The 20,067-nt window shown below is 43.9% G+C and carries 20 protein-coding genes and 1 pseudogene; 7 read left to right on the forward strand and 14 right to left on the reverse strand.

All coding sequences use genetic code 11. The features are described 5' to 3' along the window. On the forward strand, positions 1-1,444 hold a 1,444-nt coding region (locus ACOCD9_RS15005; protein ID WP_419547875.1), incomplete at its 5' end, for a thioesterase domain-containing protein. Positions 1,445-1,721: 277 nt separating this feature from the next. Further along, positions 1,722-2,201: a hypothetical protein gene (locus ACOCD9_RS15010; protein ID WP_419547881.1), complete on the forward strand. Its 480-nt coding sequence runs from the start codon at positions 1,722-1,724 to the stop codon at positions 2,199-2,201. Positions 2,202-2,355: 154 nt separating this feature from the next. Here ACOCD9_RS15010 and ACOCD9_RS15015 read toward each other — a convergent pair whose 3' ends face one another. Beyond that, the gene (locus ACOCD9_RS15015; RefSeq protein ID WP_002750786.1) at positions 2,356-2,514 is read right to left on the reverse strand and encodes a microviridin/marinostatin family tricyclic proteinase inhibitor; all 159 of its coding nucleotides are present in this window, start codon (positions 2,512-2,514) and stop codon (positions 2,356-2,358) included. 185 nt (positions 2,515-2,699) lie between these two features. Beyond that, positions 2,700-3,026, reverse strand: a complete 327-nt coding sequence (locus tag ACOCD9_RS15020) for a CVNH domain-containing protein (RefSeq protein WP_419547882.1) — start codon at positions 3,024-3,026, stop codon at positions 2,700-2,702. 462 nt (positions 3,027-3,488) lie between these two features. Between ACOCD9_RS15020 and ACOCD9_RS15025 the strand changes: the two genes are divergently transcribed. Both ACOCD9_RS15025 and ACOCD9_RS15030 read left to right on the forward strand, forming a co-directional pair. Continuing rightward, positions 3,489-4,277 carry a class I SAM-dependent methyltransferase gene (locus tag ACOCD9_RS15025; protein ID WP_419547876.1) on the forward strand — a complete coding sequence of 263 codons (789 nt, stop codon included), beginning with the start codon at positions 3,489-3,491 and terminating at the stop codon, positions 4,275-4,277. A gap of 38 nt (positions 4,278-4,315) precedes the next feature. Continuing rightward, a complete protein-coding gene (locus tag ACOCD9_RS15030; RefSeq protein ID WP_287700810.1) occupies positions 4,316-5,050 on the forward strand; it encodes an SDR family oxidoreductase in 735 nt (244 codons plus the stop codon). A gap of 971 nt (positions 5,051-6,021) precedes the next feature. Here ACOCD9_RS15030 and ACOCD9_RS15035 read toward each other — a convergent pair. Further along, a complete protein-coding gene (locus ACOCD9_RS15035; protein WP_419547877.1) occupies positions 6,022-6,804 on the reverse strand; it encodes an aldolase/citrate lyase family protein in 783 nt (260 codons plus the stop codon). Positions 6,805-7,024: 220 nt separating this feature from the next. Here ACOCD9_RS15035 and aspS point away from each other — a divergent pair, with 220 nt between their 5' ends. Continuing rightward, positions 7,025-8,812, forward strand: a complete 1,788-nt coding sequence (gene aspS, locus ACOCD9_RS15040; protein WP_061431845.1) for an aspartate--tRNA ligase — start codon at positions 7,025-7,027, stop codon at positions 8,810-8,812. Positions 8,813-9,110: 298 nt separating this feature from the next. Here aspS and ACOCD9_RS15045 read toward each other — a convergent pair whose 3' ends face one another. The 6 genes from ACOCD9_RS15045 to rpsO form a co-directional block, all read right to left on the reverse strand. Beyond that, positions 9,111-10,475 (reverse strand): SUMF1/EgtB/PvdO family nonheme iron enzyme, encoded by a 1,365-nt coding sequence (locus tag ACOCD9_RS15045; RefSeq protein WP_419547878.1) that lies wholly within the window; start codon positions 10,473-10,475, stop codon positions 9,111-9,113. 380 nt (positions 10,476-10,855) lie between these two features. After that, positions 10,856-11,512, reverse strand: coding sequence for a Uma2 family endonuclease (locus ACOCD9_RS15050; protein ID WP_419547879.1), 657 nt, complete (start codon positions 11,510-11,512; stop codon positions 10,856-10,858). Between the two features lie 7 nt (positions 11,513-11,519). Beyond that, on the reverse strand, positions 11,520-12,173 hold the full coding sequence (locus ACOCD9_RS15055) for a Uma2 family endonuclease (protein ID WP_419547880.1): 654 nt from the start codon (positions 12,171-12,173) through the stop codon (positions 11,520-11,522). Between the two features lie 64 nt (positions 12,174-12,237). After that, positions 12,238-13,293: a 3-deoxy-7-phosphoheptulonate synthase gene (gene aroF / locus ACOCD9_RS15060; protein ID WP_002750796.1), complete on the reverse strand. Its 1,056-nt coding sequence runs from the start codon at positions 13,291-13,293 to the stop codon at positions 12,238-12,240. A 58-nt stretch (positions 13,294-13,351) separates the two neighbouring features. Next, a complete protein-coding gene (locus ACOCD9_RS15065; protein WP_008201436.1) occupies positions 13,352-13,816 on the reverse strand; it encodes a PAM68 family protein in 465 nt (154 codons plus the stop codon). Positions 13,817-13,840: 24 nt separating this feature from the next. Further along, positions 13,841-14,110: a 30S ribosomal protein S15 gene (rpsO, locus tag ACOCD9_RS15070; RefSeq protein WP_002738807.1), complete on the reverse strand. Its 270-nt coding sequence runs from the start codon at positions 14,108-14,110 to the stop codon at positions 13,841-13,843. Positions 14,111-14,427: 317 nt separating this feature from the next. On the opposite strand from rpsO, the gene ACOCD9_RS15075 reads away from it, so the two are divergent. Then, positions 14,428-14,757 carry an NAD(P)H-quinone oxidoreductase subunit M gene (locus tag ACOCD9_RS15075; RefSeq protein ID WP_002738864.1) on the forward strand — a complete coding sequence of 110 codons (330 nt, stop codon included), beginning with the start codon at positions 14,428-14,430 and terminating at the stop codon, positions 14,755-14,757. 376 nt (positions 14,758-15,133) lie between these two features. Here ACOCD9_RS15075 and ACOCD9_RS15080 read toward each other — a convergent pair whose 3' ends face one another. Both ACOCD9_RS15080 and panD read right to left on the reverse strand, forming a co-directional pair. Continuing rightward, entirely contained in the window at positions 15,134-16,321 is a 1,188-nt protein-coding gene (locus ACOCD9_RS15080; protein ID WP_287231710.1) for a TRC40/GET3/ArsA family transport-energizing ATPase, read from the reverse strand. A gap of 73 nt (positions 16,322-16,394) precedes the next feature. After that, a complete protein-coding gene (panD, locus tag ACOCD9_RS15085; protein WP_002758245.1) occupies positions 16,395-16,814 on the reverse strand; it encodes an aspartate 1-decarboxylase in 420 nt (139 codons plus the stop codon). A gap of 37 nt (positions 16,815-16,851) precedes the next feature. Between panD and ACOCD9_RS15090 the strand changes: the two genes are divergently transcribed. Further along, a complete protein-coding gene (locus ACOCD9_RS15090; RefSeq protein WP_287700830.1) occupies positions 16,852-17,679 on the forward strand; it encodes a DUF3598 family protein in 828 nt (275 codons plus the stop codon). A gap of 66 nt (positions 17,680-17,745) precedes the next feature. Here ACOCD9_RS15090 and ACOCD9_RS15095 read toward each other — a convergent pair whose 3' ends face one another. The 3 genes and pseudogenes from ACOCD9_RS15095 to ACOCD9_RS15105 form a co-directional block, all read right to left on the reverse strand. After that, on the reverse strand, positions 17,746-18,501 hold the full coding sequence (locus ACOCD9_RS15095) for a cobalt-precorrin-6A reductase (protein WP_287700824.1): 756 nt from the start codon (positions 18,499-18,501) through the stop codon (positions 17,746-17,748). A gap of 50 nt (positions 18,502-18,551) precedes the next feature. Beyond that, positions 18,552-19,502 (reverse strand): NAD-dependent epimerase/dehydratase family protein, encoded by a 951-nt coding sequence (locus ACOCD9_RS15100; protein ID WP_287700826.1) that lies wholly within the window; start codon positions 19,500-19,502, stop codon positions 18,552-18,554. Positions 19,503-19,974: 472 nt separating this feature from the next. Next, positions 19,975-20,067: pseudogene (locus tag ACOCD9_RS15105) on the reverse strand (photosystem Q(B) 2 domain protein); the annotation flags it as partial.

Raw genomic sequence — 20,067 nt, forward strand, 5'->3', positions numbered from 1 at the left:
TATTGAATATTTAGGACGGATTGACAATCAAGTAAAAATTCGCGGCTTCCGTATTGAATTGGGAGAAATTGAGGCTGTACTTAGTCAAAATCAGGCGGTACAGTCTTCTTGTGTGATTGTTCGTGAAGATAATCCCGGGGAAAAACAGTTAGTTGCCTATATTGTGCCTAAGCTAGGAGTAAAGCTAACAAGTGGCGATTTGCGTCAATTTCTTAGCGATAAATTGCCCGGTTATATGGTTCCTGGTGCTTTTGTGCTGCTGGAGTTTTTCCCTTTAACAGCTAACGGAAAAATTGATCGTCGTGCGTTAAAAGCTCCCAGTAATACCAGTGATTCAGACAGATTTATTGAAGCGCGTAATCAGTTAGAATTAAACCTCGTGCAAATCTGGTCAAAAGTGCTAAAGATTGACAAAATTAGCGTGCATGATAACTTTTTTGACCTCGGTGGTCATTCCCTTTTAGCTCCTTATTTAATCACCCAAATTCAAGAACAGTTAGGCAAAGAAATTGCCGTAACTACACTATTTCAAAACCCAACTATTGAACAGTTAGCGACTATTATCGAAACCGATGCAGATTCCTCTAACCAGTCTTGTTTGGTTCCCATTCAACCCCAGGGTTCAAAGCCTCCTTTCTTCTGTGTTCCAGGCGCCGGGGGACGACCATTTTATTTTTACCATTTAGGACGTTGTTTAGGAAAAGATCAACCTTTCTACAGTTTTGAAAATGATCTCTATCAACAGTTTGGAGAAATCACTCGCATTGAGGATATAGCCAGTATTTATCTTAAAGCCATGCAGGATTTACAACCCCAAGGACCCTACTTTTTGGGAGGACATTCCTACGGTGGTAATGTGGCTTTTGAAATGGCTCAACAGTTGGTTAATCAGGGTCAACAAGTGGCATTACTAGCAATTATTGATTCTTCAGCACCCACTTATAAAGATAAACAAATTTTGCTTGATTATATTAATTGGGATCATGCGCGGTGGTTAGCTGAAGTCAGCAAAGGTATCGAAGTTTATTTAGATAAAACCATCGATATTTCCTATGAAACTCTTCAACTCTTAACAGTGGAGGAACAATTAAGATACGCCTTAAACTTTTTTAAACTGGCTAATATGCTTCCTCCCAATGCGGAAACTAGACAGCTTGAAAAAATTGTCCAAGCCTATAAAACTAGCTGTTTATGTCTGATTGATTATCTCCCTAAACAGATTTATCCTGGTAAAATTACGATTATACGGGCCAGTGAGGAATTATCTGATGATCCAAATAAAGATTTAATAGCTGGAGATTGCGAGGATTCCTCTTTAGGCTGGAGTGAATTTTCTACAGAGCCAGTTGAGATTCATTTCGTACTAGGAAATCATGTCTCGATTATGGTGGAACCCCATGTCCAGATTTTAGCCGAAGAGTTAAAAGTTTGCCTTGAGATTTGATACCAAACCCGTTTTTAAGACTATGGTTAACTCCCAATCCAACTTGAAAAACCCAGTTATCAATTGTTTCTCCCCAATCTCCTCTATCTTTTAAACAGGATTTAATCTAAGAACTGACGATTTTCTACAAGTTGTGTGAACGGTAAGACTAATGTAGAATGCTGCAAGGCATCTGATTGCTAGACAGCCGATTTGTATTCTTTTGCCTTACCATGGATTTTATATGAATGAAATCCCGACCAACCAATCCAACTTAGTGATTTTAGGAGTCTCATCAATGACGGAAACTACTGAAACGGCCATTCCCCATGATTTTCTCGGAATTAATCCCACAGACATCAACAAAAAACTTGTCTCCTGGGGAATTTCTCTGGATGAAGTTGTTCAAAAACTTGCATCTCTTGGACTCCCCGGCATTATTTTCATTATTGCTGTTGCCGCATCCGGTGGTACTGCCTATCCTGCGATTTACGCACTTTTTGGGTTAGGCGGTCCGCTGGGACTAATTGGTGGACTTGGGGTCTTAGGCCTTTCTACTATTATTGGTGACATTGTGACGGGTTATGGCATTGAGGCACTGCTTAAAACGGTCTATCTCAAACGTCGTGAAACAGAAACTCAAGAATATCTCATCAATGAGGTGGAAGGTTTGCCAATTTCTCAAGTTCTAAAACTTAACCTGAAAAAGGCTATTGAAGTAGAAATTGCTGCCGAAGAACCCGTTGCTCCCAAAGAAGTCGAAATTGCTGAAGAGTAGTTTTAACTTGACTAAGCACTGCTGCCTCCACCAGCCAATTGACTTGTTTAGCAAACCCTAAATACAACAAAAAACCGCCATAAATCTTACTCCTGCTTGACTTATGGCGGCAGTTTATTTCTGTCTGAATTACTGAAAGCAATTTTTAAATTAATTAACTATCTTCCCAGTCAGAAGGCCATTTCCAAGTCCAAACGGGAGCGGGTTCAGAATCGGGGGGGGAATCGGGAGTCGGAGCCTCGTCTTGGTCCGCAGATAAAAAACGAGCAAAGAAGGGGATTGCTTTACTTTGTTCGCTATTAGGATAATTCATGGTCATTCCTAGTTTTGAGTGGCAGCTTTTTCAAGCTAGCTGCGATTACCTTGCGATAGTAACATATATTGCCGTCTTACTCAAGTCAAATACTTGGTGAACTACCTACACTTTTCTTGCGGGTAAGTGTACGTTTCCTAGCCAACAGATAGCGGAATCGTGTATTTCTTGCGTCCTCTCCTACCCTATCCGATTTCCAGTTGGCTATCGTTATTATCGATCTGACTGTCTAACAGTATTTGCGTAGGTTTCCATTCCCCATCCATTGTTTGACAAGTACACACCAACCATAGGGATTGCTCTCCATCCCCGAACTCAAGGTAACAATCTTGGCAGGTTTCTTGGAAGTTTTGATCCCCGAACTGCAATTCCCCATCTATATTACCGATATGGTCACTAAGCGTCAGTTCGGTGGGGAGCCATTCTCCATCGCGAGCTTGGCACTCAGCACTCAGGATTGTGCTGTTAGGGTCGTAGTTGATACGGCTACAAGTGTGCGAAAAATTAGGTATGACAACTCTGTGTTTTTAAAAACAGTATGATTCAGCATAGTGCCTTAACAGCCGACATTCCGCACATCTTCATATACTTTTATAGCGGTGTGCAGTCGTATGAGGTACAGTGTCACGAGCTATAAACCATGCTAGGCAAAGCTTGGTTTGTATCTCACTCAAGTGCTTACCGCTATATATATTTTTACATTTCCCAAGATGTTTTGACGAAAAACCTTGATTGTAGAAACTACTATTGAGAAAAATTTCAATAATTGATTTTTTCTGAGAAAAAAATTTGCAATTCTTCACCTTGATAAAAATCTATGATCGTAGCTATAATCTTTACTGGCAAAGGATTGTAAGCAATATATTAGTAAAAATTATCAATTGAATGTTAAGAAGTGCGGAAAGTGGGTTCTACTAAGCCCAATCGTGTTAAACTAATGTAGTTTTTGCCGAAACAGTTAAGTGAGTTTAACAATGGATAAAAATGAATGGATTAGTAGATTCGATGATTTAATTTGTAGTCCTTCGATTCGAGAGTTTTATGGTGAAAGAGAGTTTTTTAATGTCGGTTATTGGCTCTCCCATACTCAAGATCAACAGGAAGCATCCTCTACTCTGATGGAGAAACTTTTAGAATTTATTCCCAACAAACAGGGAACAATTCTTGACGTTGGCTGCGGTTTAGGAGCAACTACCCATTATCTTCTCAAATATTATCCATTGACAGCAATTGTAGGGATTAACATTTCTCCGACACAAATTGCCAGAAGTCTCTTGAATTTTCCCGAGGGTAAATTTCTGTTAATGGATGCGGTAGAGATGGATTTTGCTGATCATTCTTTTGAGCAAATTATTTGTGTAGAAGCGGCTTTTTATTTTAATACTAGACAGCAATTCTTGCAAGAAGCTTGGCGAGTATTAAAGCCGGGGGGAACCTTAATTCTCTCAGATATGAGTTTTGCCACAACAGAACTTTTGGGGGATTGGACAGTTCCCCAAGCAAACACGGTCAAAGATATTGCCGAGTATCAAAATCTTTATCAACAGGCAGGGTTTAAAGATGTTCAATTTGTCGAGGTGACGGAGGAGTGCTGGTTCAGACATTTTCGCCATCTTAAGTCTTGGTTAACCGAGGAATTGCAATCAGGAAAATTAGACGAAGAAACCTATAATTTAAACATTAAGCCTCTGGATAATTTGCTAAGTTCCTCAGCCATAACTTATTGGTTAGTTGCTGCCCAAAAGCCAGTTAATATACTGTAATAGTTGTCAGGTTTTCTTTAATTTTTGGAGACAAAAAAATGTTTGATTCCTTATCGGGTAAAAAAGTCGTTATTATTGGTGCAAGCTCCGGGATTGACCTAGCGATTGCCGAAAAATTGCTCTCCCTGGGGGCAAAAGTGGTGCTTTCCCATGCTTCTCAAGAGAAATTAGCTGCCGCTGTTGCCCTAATTTCCGGGGAGATTGAAGCCAAAACTGTTAATTTTTTAGAAGAAGATTCTGTTAATGCCTTTTTTGCAGAAATTGGCAACTTTGACCATTTAGTAGTCACCTCTCTCGGAGACAGAAATATGCCGCGAGCCTTATTAACCGAAATGACCACAGAAACGGCCCGGGGAGGTATGGAGAAATTCTGGGCAACCTTTTTAGCCGTGCGTGGCTCCCTGAAAACTTTGGCCAAAGACGGTTCTATTACCCTGACATCCAGCGTTACTATGTTCAAATATTCCAAAATGGGCGGAATTTCCGTCATAGCCGCCGCTAATAGTGCAGTAGCCGTATTTGGACGCGCCCTCGCCCTAGAAATCGCTCCTATTCGCGTTAACGTTGTTGCCCCCGGATTAATAGAAGATACAACTATCTGGAGCAGTCAAGGTGATTCAGAACGCTCGGACTTAAGCAAATGGGCGGTTTCTGCCCTACCTGTCGAACATTTAGGGCAACCCGAAGAAGTCGCTCTAGCAGTATTGAGTTTGATTATCAACCCCTATATGACAGGTGTGGTTTTACCTGTGGACGGTGGAGTTACTCTTTAAAAGAAATGGTGAAAAAAGACCGAGAAATCCTCGAGAACAAAAAATCTGGTGTCAGAGCAGAAAAGCGAAAATAACAAAGTGAGCAGAAAAATGCAGGAAAATTAATAAGTACCCTATCCCTTATAGGGATCTTTCTTAACAATTTTGTCAGTAAGCATTCTAACCCTTATCCTGACTTGATTTCAGTTTTTTCTTTGTCAGTAAGGGTGTCAACAAGGAATATTATAGATTGTTAACCGAGTCTTGAAAGCCCTGTGCTACAAAGGGTTAAAATGTTAAGAAAGATGTGACTAATGGATAGGACCGTATTCATAGTGATAGAGAGAGAAACGGTATATTAGAGAGATAATTTTTAATTTTTTCACTACTACCGAATCACCACCTTAAAATAATTAAGTAGGTAGGTGTTAAAAGTTGTCAGACACCCCCCTTATCAAGGGGGGCAGGGGGGATCCCCCCGCCTATCGGCACCCCCCTTATCAAGCTGTCCTTTAGTCACATCTTTCTTAACATTTCAAACCTTTGTGGCACAAGGCTTTCAAGACTCGGTTAACAATCTATAATATTCCTTGTTGACACCCTTACTGACAAAGAAAAAACTGAAATCAAGTCAGGATAAGGGTTGGAGTGCTTACTGCAAAAATTGTTAAGAAAGATCCCTATAAGGGATAGCCTTATCAAGGGGGGCAGGGGGGATCAGAGGCAAAATCTATCTTCAATTTAATTATAACTACTTACTTAACAGAAGTTATTCATAATAAGTGGCTCTCTTGGCTCTTCTGGTTTCTCTGTGGAAACGAGGTCTATACTGATAGTTTCTTCGGCAAAATAGCCATAAAAGTCTTGCCCGATAAGCATTTCACAATTCCATAAGCAAAAATTATCACACAAAGTCGAGAAGAGCCAATGAGTCCACATCCGTATAACTTTGCTGCCTAGGTTTTGAGCGGTCGATCGAAGGATCAATATCTTTAACCAAAAAGTAAATTATGGAGGATTTCTAAACGCCGGTCATCTTCACGAACAATAGCACCATAATAATTTTTCTTATTCTCTAGCCAGAGTAATTCAAACTCGATCGCTTTTGGCAAAGCTAAACTGAAATTATCCAAAGCTTGGGGACAATCAAAGATAACTTTGCGTGTCTCGAAGCGGTCAAAATGTCCTTGGCAGAACATTTTGAAAAACGGTAAAGAATCTAGTGACACCCCACCCCCAATGGCAACAGTCAAACCGGCAGCCTTAGCTTTTTTTGCCAAAGGTAAAGCCAGAGCTAAAACTTGCTCGCTATTCACATCCTGGCGGGTTAATCCCAAAGAACAGGCTAAATCCATCCGTCCGATGACGATACCATGGAGAGATTTTATCTCTGGAATCGCCAACATTTCCTGAAAATTCTCACAGGCAGTAATAGTTTCGATATTAACCAATAACTCCACATTTTCCACCCGTTGATCAGCTAAAACCCTCCTAGCTGCCCGCAGATATTTTTGTAAAGCGTAGGCTGTTTCTACCATGGGAGCAATCAAGCGATCAACTCCTAAATTAACCGCATCAAAGATATCTCTGATCGCTTCGCAACCGGCGATTTTCAGATTAAAATCTACCCCCGCTTTCAGACTAATTTCTTTCAACCGCATCGCTTCCGTCAGTCGGGTTCCTTCCGTCTCGAATTCCGCTTTTACCCCTGAAACATGGTGATCTTCCCTGAGTTCTCTTAACAGTTGCACCATTTTTTTTTCTAAGCAATTCATGTTTTTAATCGTTCAAAATTGGTAACTGCTAGAGGAGCCTTGTTGATTATAGCCCATCTGCGAAAAGCCGATAGCTGAGGACTAGAAGACCATAAAAATACCCTAAACAAGAGGACAAAAGCGACAAAATACTGGCATAATAAGCAAGGCCGTCTGATTTTTTTCTGGCCACATCCTTTCTATACTACATTCGTAATATAAGTAATTCTCTAGTTAGACTATGCGAACTCACTACTGTGGCGACCTTAGCGCGATCGAAATTGAAAAAAGTGTCACCCTCTTCGGTTGGGTCGATCGCCGTCGCGATCACGGTGGCGTTATTTTTATTGATCTGCGGGATCGCAGTGGTATTGTCCAGATCGTCAGCGATCCCCAACGAACCCCCGCTTCCTACCCCATCGCTGAAACCGTCAGAAACGAGTATGTCCTCAAGGTGACGGGAACAGTCAGTCAAAGGCCTACCGAATCCCTTAACCCGCGCATTGCCACCGGAGAAATCGAAATTTACGCCACTAGCATCGAGATTCTCAACGGGGTTACTAAACAACTGCCTTTTGTCGTCTCTAGTTCCGAAAGCGAATCGGTACGGGAAGATGTGCGCTTGCGATACCGCTATCTAGACCTACGCCGGGAGCGTATGAGTCAGAATTTACAACTACGTCACCAAGTTGTCAAGGAAATGCGCCGTTTTCTCGAAGATGAACAGCATTTTATCGAAGTGGAAACACCAATTTTAACTCGATCGACTCCCGAAGGAGCGCGGGATTATCTGGTTCCTTCCCGTGTCAACCCGGGCCAATGGTACGCTTTACCCCAATCACCGCAACTATTTAAGCAATTATTAATGGTGTCGGGAATGGATCGCTACTATCAAATCGCTCGCTGTTTCCGCGATGAAGATCTGCGCGCTGATCGTCAACCGGAATTTACTCAGTTAGACATGGAGATGAGTTTTCTCTCTTTACCTGAGATTTTAGCCCTAAATGAGGCTTTAATCGCTCATATCTTCAAAAAAGTCAAAAATATCGATATAAGCCTGCCCCTGCCCCGTTTAACCTATGCTGAGGCTATGGATCGCTATGGGGTCGATCGCCCTGATACCCGTTTTGGCTTGGAATTGGTCAATGTGGCGGAGATTTTTGCCGATTCGGGATTTAAGGTGTTTTCAGGTGCGATCGCTAGTGGTGGGACGGTGAAAGTTTTACCGATTCCCAACGGTAACGAGGCGATTTCTAACGTCAGAATCAAACCGGGTGGGGATTTATTCAAAGAAGCCACCGATGCGGGGGCGAAGGGAATCGCCTACATCCGCGTGCGCGAAGACTACGATTTTGATACCATCGGTGCGATTAAAGATAACCTGACAGAGGCACAAAAACAGGCTTTAATCGAGAAGACTGGCGCAAAACCGGGGCATCTGCTCTTATTTGGGGCAGGAGATACCGATACAGTCAATAAATCCCTATCCCGCCTACGCTTAGTTTTAGGGGAACAATTGGGATTAATTGATCCGGAGAAAATCAACCTCCTCTGGGTGACGGATTTCCCGATGTTTGAATACAACGCCGAGGAAAAACGCCTAGAAGCATTGCATCATCCCTTTACTGCCCCCAATCCCGAAGATTTAGACGATCTAGCCCACGCTCGCGCCCTAGCCTACGATATGATTTTTAATGGTATTGAAATCGGTGGCGGCAGTTTGCGGATCTATCAACGGGAAGTACAGGAAAAAGTCTTCGCCACCATCGGTCTATCCCCAGAGGAAGCCTATAATAAGTTCGGCTTTTTGTTAGAAGCTTTTGAATACGGAACCCCTCCCCACGGTGGCATCGCCTACGGTTTAGATCGCTTGGTGATGTTGTTAGCAGGAGAAGAATCAATTCGCGATGTGATTGCTTTCCCGAAAACCCAGCAAGCTAGTTGTTTACTCACTTCTGCACCTTCGACAGTGGCAGCGAAGCAATTAAAAGAATTATCCGTTGCTTCTACCTACAAACCGCCATCCTAAGATTAGGGTGGGCATTGCCCACCTAATTTTTGCAAGTCTGTTGACACTAAGTTAAATTCTTTTCTGCTTTAACTTCATCCTCTTGAGCAGTGGCTAAAAATTCCTAGAGTTTAGTTTTGGGAACTAGGGGAAAAGTGCAGGGTAAGCGCATCTTAACAATCCTTGACAATTGTTAAGCAAAAATCGACCAAATGGGTCGAGTTCGCCCCTACAAAATCGACCCGCCTAAGGGCGGGAAAGAAAAGAAAAGAGAAAAAATAGGGAATGAGGGTAAAAAGGGAAAAAAAGGGGAAAAGGGTTACAGAGTCCTCCCAGCACCGCACACCACCCGAAAACCGTTGCTGTTGCTGTCGTTGCCGCGGCGGTTGTTGTAGCTGCGGTAAGCAGAACGGCAGTTACCTGGATTGTAGTACCAAGAACCGCCCCGCGGAAGAGAACAATTATCATCCCCATTTTCTGTCCAGACACTGCCATCCGTCGGCGCACCGTCATAGTTATCGTGCCAAGTATCGGCGCACCATTCCCAGACATTGCCGTGCATATCGTACAGTCCGAAGGCATTGGGGGGAAATTGTCCCACAGGAGTCGTTTGTTGTCGATATTCTCCTTTGTATTCATCGGCGTAGGTATTACTGGCATTGTAGTTAGCCAATTCCCCCGTAATGGTTTCCCCAAAGTAAAATGGGGTGGTGGTTCCAGCACGACAGGCGTACTCCCATTCCGCCTCACTGGGAAGTCGGTATTCCCTTCCCGTTAGTTTCGATAATCTCGCACAGAATTCGACGGCATCGTACCAGTTAACTTGTTCCACGGGGCGGCGATCGCTATCGGGACGGTCTTTAAAATAGGCTGGGTTGAGATCAAGGTTGACCCTGAGCGAAGCCGAAGGGTCAACTTTTAAATCCGTGCGAGAGGCGATCGCTTTCCACTGAGCCTGAGTGATGGGATATTTACCCATAAAAAAGGGGGGGACGTTAACCTCATGTTGAGGGCGTTCATCATCAAAACTATATTTCTCATTTGCTGGTGAACCCATCGTGAATGTGCCACCGGGGATGGCGACCATCTCTAAGGTGATGCCGTTGCCCAAATCTTCCCTGAAATATTGGGACTGTTTCGACTCTTTGTTAATTTGCTCACCCTTAGCATTTACTCGCACGATCTCAAAGTTAAATACTGATAACGGTGGAGTGACGATTACGGGTTTTTTTGGCTCTTCCGGTTCAGGATTGAACTGATGGGTAATTGCTCTTTCTAGTTGCTCAAATCCGTCTTCTTCCCAATAATCAAGCCAGTGGAGGTCTCGCAGGTTCAAGCCATACTCCTCCTGTCGCAGGTCGGGGATATCGCATTCATCCAATCTCAGCGGAATGAGGTAGATTGAATTCGGCGGTCTGTCAGCATATTGATTGAGGGCCATTTTAAATTCCCGCTGCACGAATCCTTGTTTAGCAATCGAGCGTTGGGAGAGACAAGCGATGAACAGTTGACTATTTGCGATCGCCTTGGGGATGACTGAACGCCAGTTCTGGCCTGGAATCAGGTCTTTTTTATCCAACCAAGGTTTATATCCCGCTTGCTTAAGGCGCTCATGCAGTGCCAAAACTGCTGGTTTGTCCTCACTAGCGTGAGCTAGGAAAATTTGGATCTCTGACTTTTTCATAACTTTTTCTTATGACCACAAGTAGGGGAGAGCCAGATTAACTGGCAGAAAATCTCTAAATAGGGCTTGCTGAAAAAGTACGGGCGAAGCATTCGGATAGAAAATCTCCAGTTTCACCGATAGGTTATTGCCCGAATGCTTCGCCCCTACAGGACGCGGGCCGATGAAGACGCAAGGTTTTGAAGGACGATTCTCTCAAAATCTGGCACCTGTTTCAAGAGAAGAGCCACAAAACCCTTACCTTGCCTACATTTCACATTTATTCAGCCAACCCTAAATAAACCATTTAATTGATTATTACTCATTCTTAATTCTCCTGTCTCCTGACTCCTGACGACCGGCTCCTAACCCCACCAACAAACTTTTTCAGCAAACCCTAGTTAATTATTTTTAGCTAGTTGACTGACAACCCATGCTCTTAAATTCTTTTCTGCCCTCACTTCATCCTCTTTAGCAGTGGCTAAAAATTCATAGAGTTTAGTTTTGGGAACTAGGGGAAAAGTCGGACTAAATTCTCCTTCCTGATAAACCCCCTTTTCTAACCGATAAATGCGCCAGATTTGTCCATTAAAACGCCATAATTCCGGCACTACCAAACGGGCATAAAGTGCTAATTTATTAATATCCGTATGGGTTATATCCACTTCCACCACTAAATCTGGGGGCGGATCTTCAGTTAAATTAATCCTTTTTCCTAGCACTTTAGCTTGATTTTGAATATAGTAAGCATTGTCAGGTTCTGCCCCCCGTTCTAAATCTTCCCTAGCTAGAGTTGTGGAACCCAGACTTTTAATTTTTAAACCCAATTCTACCACCAAAATCCGGATAAATAATCCGATTAATTCTCGATAAAACTCGTGTTCTTCTAGGGGCATAGTAATCTCTAAAGTACCACGATCATAAAATAAATGGGCGCGATTATTTTCCCCTACGGCCTGTAAAATTTGCTGATAGGATAACCAACTGAGATGATTAAAAACTACCCGTTTTTCGCCCCTAATTTGCTCAGTATTTAACTCCAGAGGAACTGTCACCATAATTACCTCAACTTTCAGCTAGTTGACTAACAACCCATGCTCTTAAATTCTTTTCTGCCCTCACTTCATCCTCTTGAGCAGTGGCTAAAAATTCATAGAGTTTAGTTTTGGGAACTAGGGGAAAAGTCGCACTAAATTCTTCTTCCTGATAACCTTCCTTTTCTAACCGATAAATGCGCCAGATTTGTCCATTAAAACGCCATAATTCCGGCACTCCCAAACGGGCATAAAGTGCTAATTTATTAATATCCGTGTGGGTTATATCCACTTCCACCACTAAATCTGGGGGCGGATCTTCAGTTAAATTAATTCTTTTTCCTAGCACTTTAGCTTGATTTTGAATATAGTAAGCATTGTCAGGTTCTGCCCCTCGTTCTAAATCTTCCCTAGCTAGAGTTGTGGAACCCAGACTTTTAATTTTTAAACCCAATTCGGACACCAAAAAATAGATAAAACGTCCGATTAATTCTCGATAAAACTCGTGTTCTTCTAGGGGCATAGTAATCTCTAAAGTGCCACGATCATAAAATAAATGGGCGCGATTATTTTCCCCTAGGGCTTGTAAAATTTGCCGATAGGATAACCAACTGAGATGATTAAAAACTACCCGTCTTTCTGCCCGGATTTCGCTAGTATTTAACTCCAGAGGAACTGTCACCATAACTGCCCCGAAAAGCGAAATTTATGCCCAAAAAAGGGGGTTGATTCACCCCCTTATTATCTTATTAAACCAGTGCTGGAACCTGGGGCCAACGCCCGATCGTCTTACCAATGACCGCTAACTCCTGAGTTAATCGATCGAACCGGTCGGGGGTCAAGGATTGCGGCCCATCGGATAGGGCCTTGGCTGGGTTAGGATGTACCTCGATCATCAAGGAATCGGCCCCAGCTGCCAGGGAAGCCATGGCCATGGTCGGTACATATTCCCATTTACCCGTACCGTGGCTAGGATCGATCATGATCGGCAGGTGGGTTAAAGTTCTTAAAACGGGAATACAGGATAAATCTAGGGTATTGCGAGTATATTTACTGTCAAAGGTGCGGATACCGCGTTCGCAGAGAATGACATTGCTATTTCCTGCCGCGAGGATATATTCTGCCGCCATCAACCAATCTTCAATAGTGGCCGCCATGCCGCGCTTGAGTAGGACTGGTTTCGGTTGCGCCCCAACTTTTTTCAGGAGGGAAAAATTCTGCATATTGCGGGCCCCCACCTGCACCACGTCGGCTATTTCGACAATCTTATCGAGATCCGCTGCGTCCATTACTTCCGTGATAATACCCAAACCACTGGCATCTCTAGCCGCCGCTAGTAATTCCAAAGCGCTTTCCCCGTGACCTTGGAAAGCATAGGGAGAAGTGCGGGGTTTGTAGGCACCACCCCGGAGGAATTGCGCTCCGGCTGCTGCCACTCGTTTGGCAGTTTCCACGATCATCGCCTCATTTTCCACCGAACAGGGGCCGGCGACAATGCTAACGGTATGATTTCTGCCGATGGGGATAACACCGTTAGGAGTGGGGACTAAAACCTCGCTGTATTCCCCGTGACGGTATTCTAAAGAGGCGCGTTTGAAGGGTTGTTCGACTCGCAGGACGGTTTCGATCCAAGGGCTTAGTTCTTGGATTTGTAGGGGGTCTAATTCCCTGGTTTCTCCGACTAAACCGATGACAACTTTATGCTTACCGACGATTTTTTCAGGACTTAATCCCCATGCCTCGAATTCGGCACTGACGCGCTCGATTTCAATTTCCGGGGAACCAACTTTCATGACAATAATCATGGCATTAACCCTTTATTTTTTCCTTTAATCTCTATTGTTGACGATTTCTAGAGGTTATCTATTTTTCTTCCACTTCTTTTTTGCCGGACCGCCACGCGGCGATCGTTCTGCCAAAATTAGCTTGAAATTCTTGCCATCCTAGCCAATCCCCCACCCGATCCTCGTCCCAAGAAGCGGAGAAGATGCCATAACTCAGACCGATAAAACCTAGACCAAATAGGCTTAAACTGACGAGCATGGCGACGTAGGAAGGGATTTCGAGAAGATTGTGGCTAATAATCCAGTAGAAGCCAAAAAAGGAAGTTATCCCCAATACTGTCGGAATGCCACAAAATACCGCCATGCGTTTGGCCATCCGTTGACTGACCGCTTGCGGAATTGCCTTTAAGCTGGTTTCCTCGGAGCGAGTCTTTATCGGCGGTGGCACGGGACTAGGGGCAATTTTCGGGGTTTTTCGCTTATTTTGGCGCGGCTCAAAGGGAAGACGCTCTTTTTTCTCCGTCGATTTCGATTCAGAGGCCATGGTAGGGATGCAAAGGGGGTAAGCTTAACGGCGAATTCCGAGACGACCAATCAGGGTTTGATAACGTTGTTGATCTTTCTTCTGGATATAGGTTAACAGTCCCCGACGACGACCGATCATCTGGAGTAATCCCCGACGGGAAGCATGGTCTTTCGGGTTAGCTTTCAGGTGTTCGGTCAGTTGGTTGATTCTCTCGGTTAAGAAAGCTACCTGTAACTCCGATGATCCTGTATCGGTTTCGTGGGCCTGATATTGGCTGATTAGTTCTTGTTTTTTGGTCTGGGTTAAGGCCATAGGACTCGTGATCTCTGCTTAAACACTGCAACCTATCATAGTATCACGTTTCTGGTCGATCCGTAAACATTGTTCGGGTAATAGGGTTTTGGGGTGATAGGGTTTTGGGGTGATAGGGTTTTGGGGTGATAGGGTGATAGGGTGAGATGAGACAGCTTCCCCACTTCCCCATCTACCCCACTTCATAATCCATAATTCCCACACCCCACACCCCACACCCCACACCCCACACCCCACACCCCCACTTCCCCATTTCCCCATTTCCGCAAATCATGGCAAAATCTTAGACATAGCGTCTAACTTACCCTGAAGATTCCATGCTGTTAAAATCCACGACCCGTCATATTCGCATTTATACGGCTGAAGTAAAAAATAATCAATTAATCGAGAGTAACAATGTCTTGACTCTTGATGTGGATCCCGATAATGAATTTAATTGGGAAGAAGTGGCTCTCAATAAGGTTTATAGTAAGTTTGATGAATTGGTAGAATCCTACAATGGGGAAGAACTGAGCGAATATAATCTCCGTCGCATCGGTTCAGATCTAGAACATTTTATCCGTTCTCTCCTCCAAAAAGGCGAAATTAGCTATAATCTCAACGCCAGAGTACAGAACTATAGTATGGGTTTACCGAAATTAGGGTGAACGATCCCGCGTCAGTCCCCACCCGGACACCTAGGCAGGTGGGGAATTTGCATCGCAGCAATGAGGAATTTCACGAATTGGGGTGAAGGAACAATGGCTCTTCTAGGTTCTCTGTGATAAGTTTAACTTACATAGGATCGATCTTTGTGTCCTTTGTGTCTTTGTGGTTCGTTCCACCCCCGCGCTAGGGGGAATATATCTTAGAGTACATTTTACCCACCAAATCCAAGAGATAAGTGGTCGTGTAAAATTAATTTCCTAGTCGAGACGGTTGAGGGGAGACAGCTATCAGAGATCGGATTTGAGTTTTCAGTTCACTGTTTACTGATCACTGAAAACCTCCCCACTTCCCTTAGCTCCACCCAATCTGGGGAAATTAAACTTTTACCACGTTGCTAAAAGAGATTTTCAGGTAATCATCTTCCATTTTTGCTCCAGAAGGTTTCAGGGCTGCCAAAGCTTGGGGCAAGACTAAATTACGACGGTGATTGCCAATGCGAATATTTAACTCGTCTCCAGTTTTATTTAGTTGTATCTGTTCCTTTGGTATGCCGGGTAAATATAACTCCAGACTGTAGTTATTTTCCTGTTGAACTACCCGAATGGTGTTTTCGTGGTAATAAACCTTAGTCGGATCTTCCCCGGCAAAAAGAGTTTCTTTCAGTCTTTCTAAAGCGGGTAAACCACACATTTCTTCGGAGTAGAGAGGAACCTCCTTAACCGGTAAGGGATGAAAATTATCGTAAATTTCCTGTTTATAACCCTGTTGATTTTCTTTCCAACGAGCAAAGAAAGGATCGGTTACTTTGTCGGGAATAATCCGATTAGCAATAATTAAATCGGTGGAAACATTATAGAGACTTAGATAGGCATGGGCGCGTAAAGACTCCTTAATCACCATTTTTTCGGGGTTTGTCACCAAACGGACCGAGGTTTGAGTATTATCGGTCAAAACCTTTTCTAGGGCCTCAATCTGCTCATAAAACTCGTAGGGAGCGTCCATAACTTCCTTGTCCGGCAGGGAAAAACCGGCGATCGGTCGAAAAAAAGGTTCCACCAGTGGTCGCAATGCCACCGACATTCCCTGTAAAGGTTTGTAAAATCTTCTCATGTACCAACCGCCCACCTCTGGCAAACTCAACAATCGTAAAGCTGTCCCCGTGGGTGCGGAATCGATAATCAACACATCATAAGTACCCTCATCGTAATGGCGTTTCATACGAACTAAGCCGAAAATCTCATCCATTCCGGGTAAAATCGCTAATTCTTCCGCTTGCACTCCATCTAAACCCCTAGCTTGCAATACCTGAGTAATGTAACGTTTTACCGCACCCCAGTTGCCTTCCAATTCCATTAGTGCGTCTAATTCTGCCCCCCAGAGATGGGGGCGTACCAAACGAGGATCGTGACCTAATTCGAGATCGAAACTGTCAGCGAGAGAGTGAGCGGGATCGGTGCTGAGAACTAGGGTTTTATAGCCAAGTTCGGCGCAGCGGAGTCCTGTAGCGGCGGCGACGGAGGTTTTACCCACGCCTCCCTTACCGGTCATGAGAATTACACGCATGGGGGCTGATTTAAGAAAGTTTACATTACTTATTCTTATTATGACGGGAAAGTTAACAAATTGAGGACAAGAATCAGCATTCTTGGCTATAAAATTCCACTCCTTGACCATCACCCCGGGGAATTAAGCTCTGTTCAAAAAATTGCTGACAGCGATTTTCGGCATCAGCGACGAGAACTTTGGCAAAATGACCGTTTTCGAGAACTTCTTGCCTCGGACGTTGTTCGTAAGCATAGATAATCAAAATATCTCCGGGTTGACAGAGCAGAGCCGCACCACCGTTGGGGCAAATTTCCCCGGTTTGGCCGGGAAAAACGTAGGTGGAAAAGCGCTTACCATTGCTAAGATTGACCACATCCACCTCTTCAAGGGGCAAAATACCGACCCGCTCAATCAATTCTCGATCGATAGTGATACTGCCGACATAATCGACGTTAGCCTCGCTGACGCGCACTCGATGGAGTTTGGCGTGCATTAATCGAATTGTTCCCATGTATTTTTTCCTATTTCCCCCAATTACCTCAATTATTATGCTCTCCCAGTGGGAATGTTTACTAAAAAATCTCGGTCAATGGCAAGGTTCTTTTACCCGTCTGTCTCCCCAAGGCGACTTGATCGAAGATACCCCGACTTTGGTATCTTTGCAAGGCATTAATAATAATCGATCGATTCGTCAATTAGTCCGCCGTTTCTACAGCGATCGAGTGCCGGAAGATTTAATTTTAGAGTATAGTTCTCTCCATCAGGGTATTCTATTTAGCCAGACGGGAGCTTTTTGTCAAGGTTCTCTATATTTTAGTAGTTTTTCCTCACAATTCGGAGCAGAATTTGGGTTAATCTCTGGGGAAAGACGATTAAGAATTGTACAGTTATTTAATGAGCGCTGTGAGTTCGATCGCTTGACTTTAATTCGGGAAAAGTTAGTTGATTCTCAGTCACCAGAAAGACCGATGTTAACGGTGGAGCAATTACTGGGTCAATGGCGAGGACAGGCGGTGACAACGGGACGCGATTTTTATAATTCTGCTGCCTATTCTACCCATGTATTGATCGAGCGTCAGGGGGATAATTATCTCTCGCAAACTTTGACTTTTGGCGATAATCAAATCACTTCTAGCGCTCGTATTGAGGGACAAAGATTGTTGTTTGAAAATAGTCCGCTGCCGATGCAAATCCTGCTGCTGCCGGATGGAGCTTCCTGTAATACACCTCTGAAAATTACTGCCGGTCATCGTTTTGTTTTAGAGGTAGGTTGGTTACTTTCTCCTACTCAAAGACAGCGCTTAATTCGTTCTTATAACGAGAAGGGAGAATGGACAGGTATTACTCTGGTGACGGAGGAAAAAGAAAACTATTAGACGACCGACTACTGGCTCCCTACTCCTCACCTAACGGAAGATTTTTGATTTTTGCAAGAGGTCTCATCAAGAGAGCCATCTTTTTTCTAACCATGACAGGACACTTTTAACATCTGCCACTTTTTCTCCTTCAGGTACGGGTGGACGTTGTACCATGACCACGGTTATTCCCAACTCTCTAGCGGCGATAATTTTGGCGTAGGTGGCATCACCGCCGCTATTTTTACTCACGATCGCCCCAATCTTATATTCTTGTAAAAGAGAGCGCTCTGACTGCAAAGAAAAAGGCCCCCGTTCCAACAATAATTTTCCAATCGGTACGATGGCATCCGCTGCCGGTGGGTCAATCATCCGCATCAAAAACCAGATATTGTTTAAATGTGCATAACTTGCCAGTTCTTGCCGACCAATAGTGAGAAATATCCGCGGCGCTAACCCGGGTAAAATATTCGCTGCCGCTTGATTGTTTTCTACTTCAATCCAATTATCTCCAGATACTTTTTCCCAAGCTGGACGACTTAAGATTAATCGAGGAATACCACAATCCGAGGCGGCTTGAGCGGCATTAAAGGAAATTTGCGCGGCAAAGGGATGGGTGGCATCAATTAAACAATCAATGCCTTCTTGCCGCAGATAATTGGCTAACCCAGTGGCACCACCAAACCCCCCCCGGCGAGAAGGAGTTGTGAGAGTAATCGGTTCTCTCGTGCGACCGGCAAAGGAAGCGATGGCATCTATACCCGGAATTGCCGCAATTTTAGCCGCTAATGCCGCCGCTTCCCCCGTTCCCCCTAAAATCAGCACTCTTTTATTTTTAGTCATCTAGCAATCGCCAAAAGGCTTCCACTGATGTTCAGCCAACCCTAATTAACTTAACAATATAATCCCTGAATCCACTGCCATTCTTGGGCTAATCCTTCGGCTAAAGAGACTTGGGGATTATAACCTAGAATAGTACGCGCTTTGGTGACATCGGCGGCGGTGTGACGGGCATCTCCCCGGGCCAATCCTTGATGCGATCGCTCGATCGGTTTACCGATGACTTTTTCCATGGTATCCAAGACATCCAGCAATACTACGCGACTGCCACCACCAATATTAAACACCTCACCCACCGCTTCCGGCACTACGGCAGCGGCTAAATTGGCGGCTACAGCATCGCTAATAAAGGTAAAATCGCGGGTTTGTTTTCCATCCCCGTAGATGCCGATCGGTTTACCCGCGATCGCCGCTTGAAAAAACTTATGGAAAGCCATATCGGGACGTTGCCGCGGTCCATAAACGGTGAAATAACGCAAGGCAGTGACAGGAACGTTAAAATTCTGGTGATATAGCCAACAGAGTCTTTCTGCCGCTAATTTGGTGATGCCGTAGGGTGAAACTGGTTGGGGACAAAGGGTTTCCGGAGTCGGCATCGTTTCCGCATTGCCATACACCGAGGAAGTGGAAGCAAAAACCATCCGTTGTAAAGAAGGGGTTTCCTTGGCGGCCTCAAGAATAATTTGAGTAGCATTTATATTCCTTTCGGTATATTGACGAAATCCATCACCCCAGCTTGCTCTGACTCCTGCTTGGGCTGCCTGATGGAATAATACTTCTACTCCTTGCAACAGTTGTCTCCAGTCGAGGGCTTGTATATCCGCTTCAATTAACTTAAATTCGGGATATTTTGCTAGAATATGGGCATTTTTGCGCTTTAAACTGGGGTCATAATAATCGTTAAATTGATCGATCCCGATCACCTGATCTCCTTGTTCTAAAAGCTTTTGTGCCAAGTTAGAACCTATAAAACCCGCGACACCAGTAACAATATGAGTAGCCATTTAATCCTAGTCGTTGATATTTTGTATCGATTGTAATCATTTTTGCGCTTTTTACCACAATTAATTTCCGCCGTCCGCTGTCAGCTTTTAGGGCTCAAAATCGATAGATTAGACCTCTTGCAAAAATCAAAAATCTTCCGTTAGGTGAGGAGTCACGAGCCAGTAGTCAGTAGTCAGGAGAATTAAGAATGAGCATTAATCAATTTAAATGCTCTATTCAGGTATTTTATGCAATTTTATGCCTATTCTTCTCATTTTTGAAGTATCAAAAATTAATTGTGCAAGAACTCTAATATTTACAGATAGTTCTAACAATCCAAAACCTGATCAGGATTTTCAGAATTTGAGTATTTCAGAAAATAATCCAAAATCCAAAATTATCAAATCATCGCCTAATTCAGCAACGCTTATCATAATTCTAACAACAAAAAAGCACCCCCTCGCGGGAGTGCCTTTTCGTTCAGACTAGGAATTAACCATTGATAGCAGGAGCGGTCAGAGCTACAGGAGCCTGTTCACCACTAGCTAAGTCTAAGGGGAAGTTGTGAGCATTACGCTCGTGCAT

The organism is Microcystis sp., assembly GCF_048564745.1.
GTDB lineage: Bacteria > Cyanobacteriota > Cyanobacteriia > Cyanobacteriales > Microcystaceae > Microcystis > Microcystis ichthyoblabe_A.

Excerpts from the sequence above, each read along its gene's own strand:
- ACOCD9_RS15010 (WP_419547881.1), top strand. The coding sequence starts at position 1,722 with ATGACGGAAACTACTGAAACGGCCATTCCCCATGATTTTCTCGGAATT.
- ACOCD9_RS15080 (WP_287231710.1), bottom strand. The coding sequence starts at position 16,321 with ATGCGTGTAATTCTCATGACCGGTAAGGGAGGCGTGGGTAAAACCTCC.
- ACOCD9_RS15045 (WP_419547878.1), bottom strand. The coding sequence starts at position 10,475 with ATGAAAAAGTCAGAGATCCAAATTTTCCTAGCTCACGCTAGTGAGGAC.
- aroF (WP_002750796.1), bottom strand. The coding sequence starts at position 13,293 with ATGATTATTGTCATGAAAGTTGGTTCCCCGGAAATTGAAATCGAGCGC.
- ACOCD9_RS15100 (WP_287700826.1), bottom strand. The coding sequence starts at position 19,502 with ATGGCTACTCATATTGTTACTGGTGTCGCGGGTTTTATAGGTTCTAAC.
- ACOCD9_RS15090 (WP_287700830.1), top strand. The coding sequence starts at position 16,852 with ATGCTCTCCCAGTGGGAATGTTTACTAAAAAATCTCGGTCAATGGCAA.
- ACOCD9_RS15055 (WP_419547880.1), bottom strand. The coding sequence starts at position 12,173 with ATGGTGACAGTTCCTCTGGAGTTAAATACTAGCGAAATCCGGGCAGAA.
- aspS (WP_061431845.1), top strand. The coding sequence starts at position 7,025 with ATGCGAACTCACTACTGTGGCGACCTTAGCGCGATCGAAATTGAAAAA.
- ACOCD9_RS15015 (WP_002750786.1), bottom strand. The coding sequence starts at position 2,514 with ATGAATTATCCTAATAGCGAACAAAGTAAAGCAATCCCCTTCTTTGCT.
- ACOCD9_RS15065 (WP_008201436.1), bottom strand. The coding sequence starts at position 13,816 with ATGGCCTCTGAATCGAAATCGACGGAGAAAAAAGAGCGTCTTCCCTTT.
- ACOCD9_RS15035 (WP_419547877.1), bottom strand. The coding sequence starts at position 6,804 with ATGAATTGCTTAGAAAAAAAAATGGTGCAACTGTTAAGAGAACTCAGG.
- panD (WP_002758245.1), bottom strand. The coding sequence starts at position 16,814 with ATGGGAACAATTCGATTAATGCACGCCAAACTCCATCGAGTGCGCGTC.
- ACOCD9_RS15095 (WP_287700824.1), bottom strand. The coding sequence starts at position 18,501 with ATGACTAAAAATAAAAGAGTGCTGATTTTAGGGGGAACGGGGGAAGCG.
- ACOCD9_RS15075 (WP_002738864.1), top strand. The coding sequence starts at position 14,428 with ATGCTGTTAAAATCCACGACCCGTCATATTCGCATTTATACGGCTGAA.
- rpsO (WP_002738807.1), bottom strand. The coding sequence starts at position 14,110 with ATGGCCTTAACCCAGACCAAAAAACAAGAACTAATCAGCCAATATCAG.
- ACOCD9_RS15025 (WP_419547876.1), top strand. The coding sequence starts at position 3,489 with ATGGATAAAAATGAATGGATTAGTAGATTCGATGATTTAATTTGTAGT.
- ACOCD9_RS15050 (WP_419547879.1), bottom strand. The coding sequence starts at position 11,512 with ATGGTGACAGTTCCTCTGGAGTTAAATACTGAGCAAATTAGGGGCGAA.
- ACOCD9_RS15030 (WP_287700810.1), top strand. The coding sequence starts at position 4,316 with ATGTTTGATTCCTTATCGGGTAAAAAAGTCGTTATTATTGGTGCAAGC.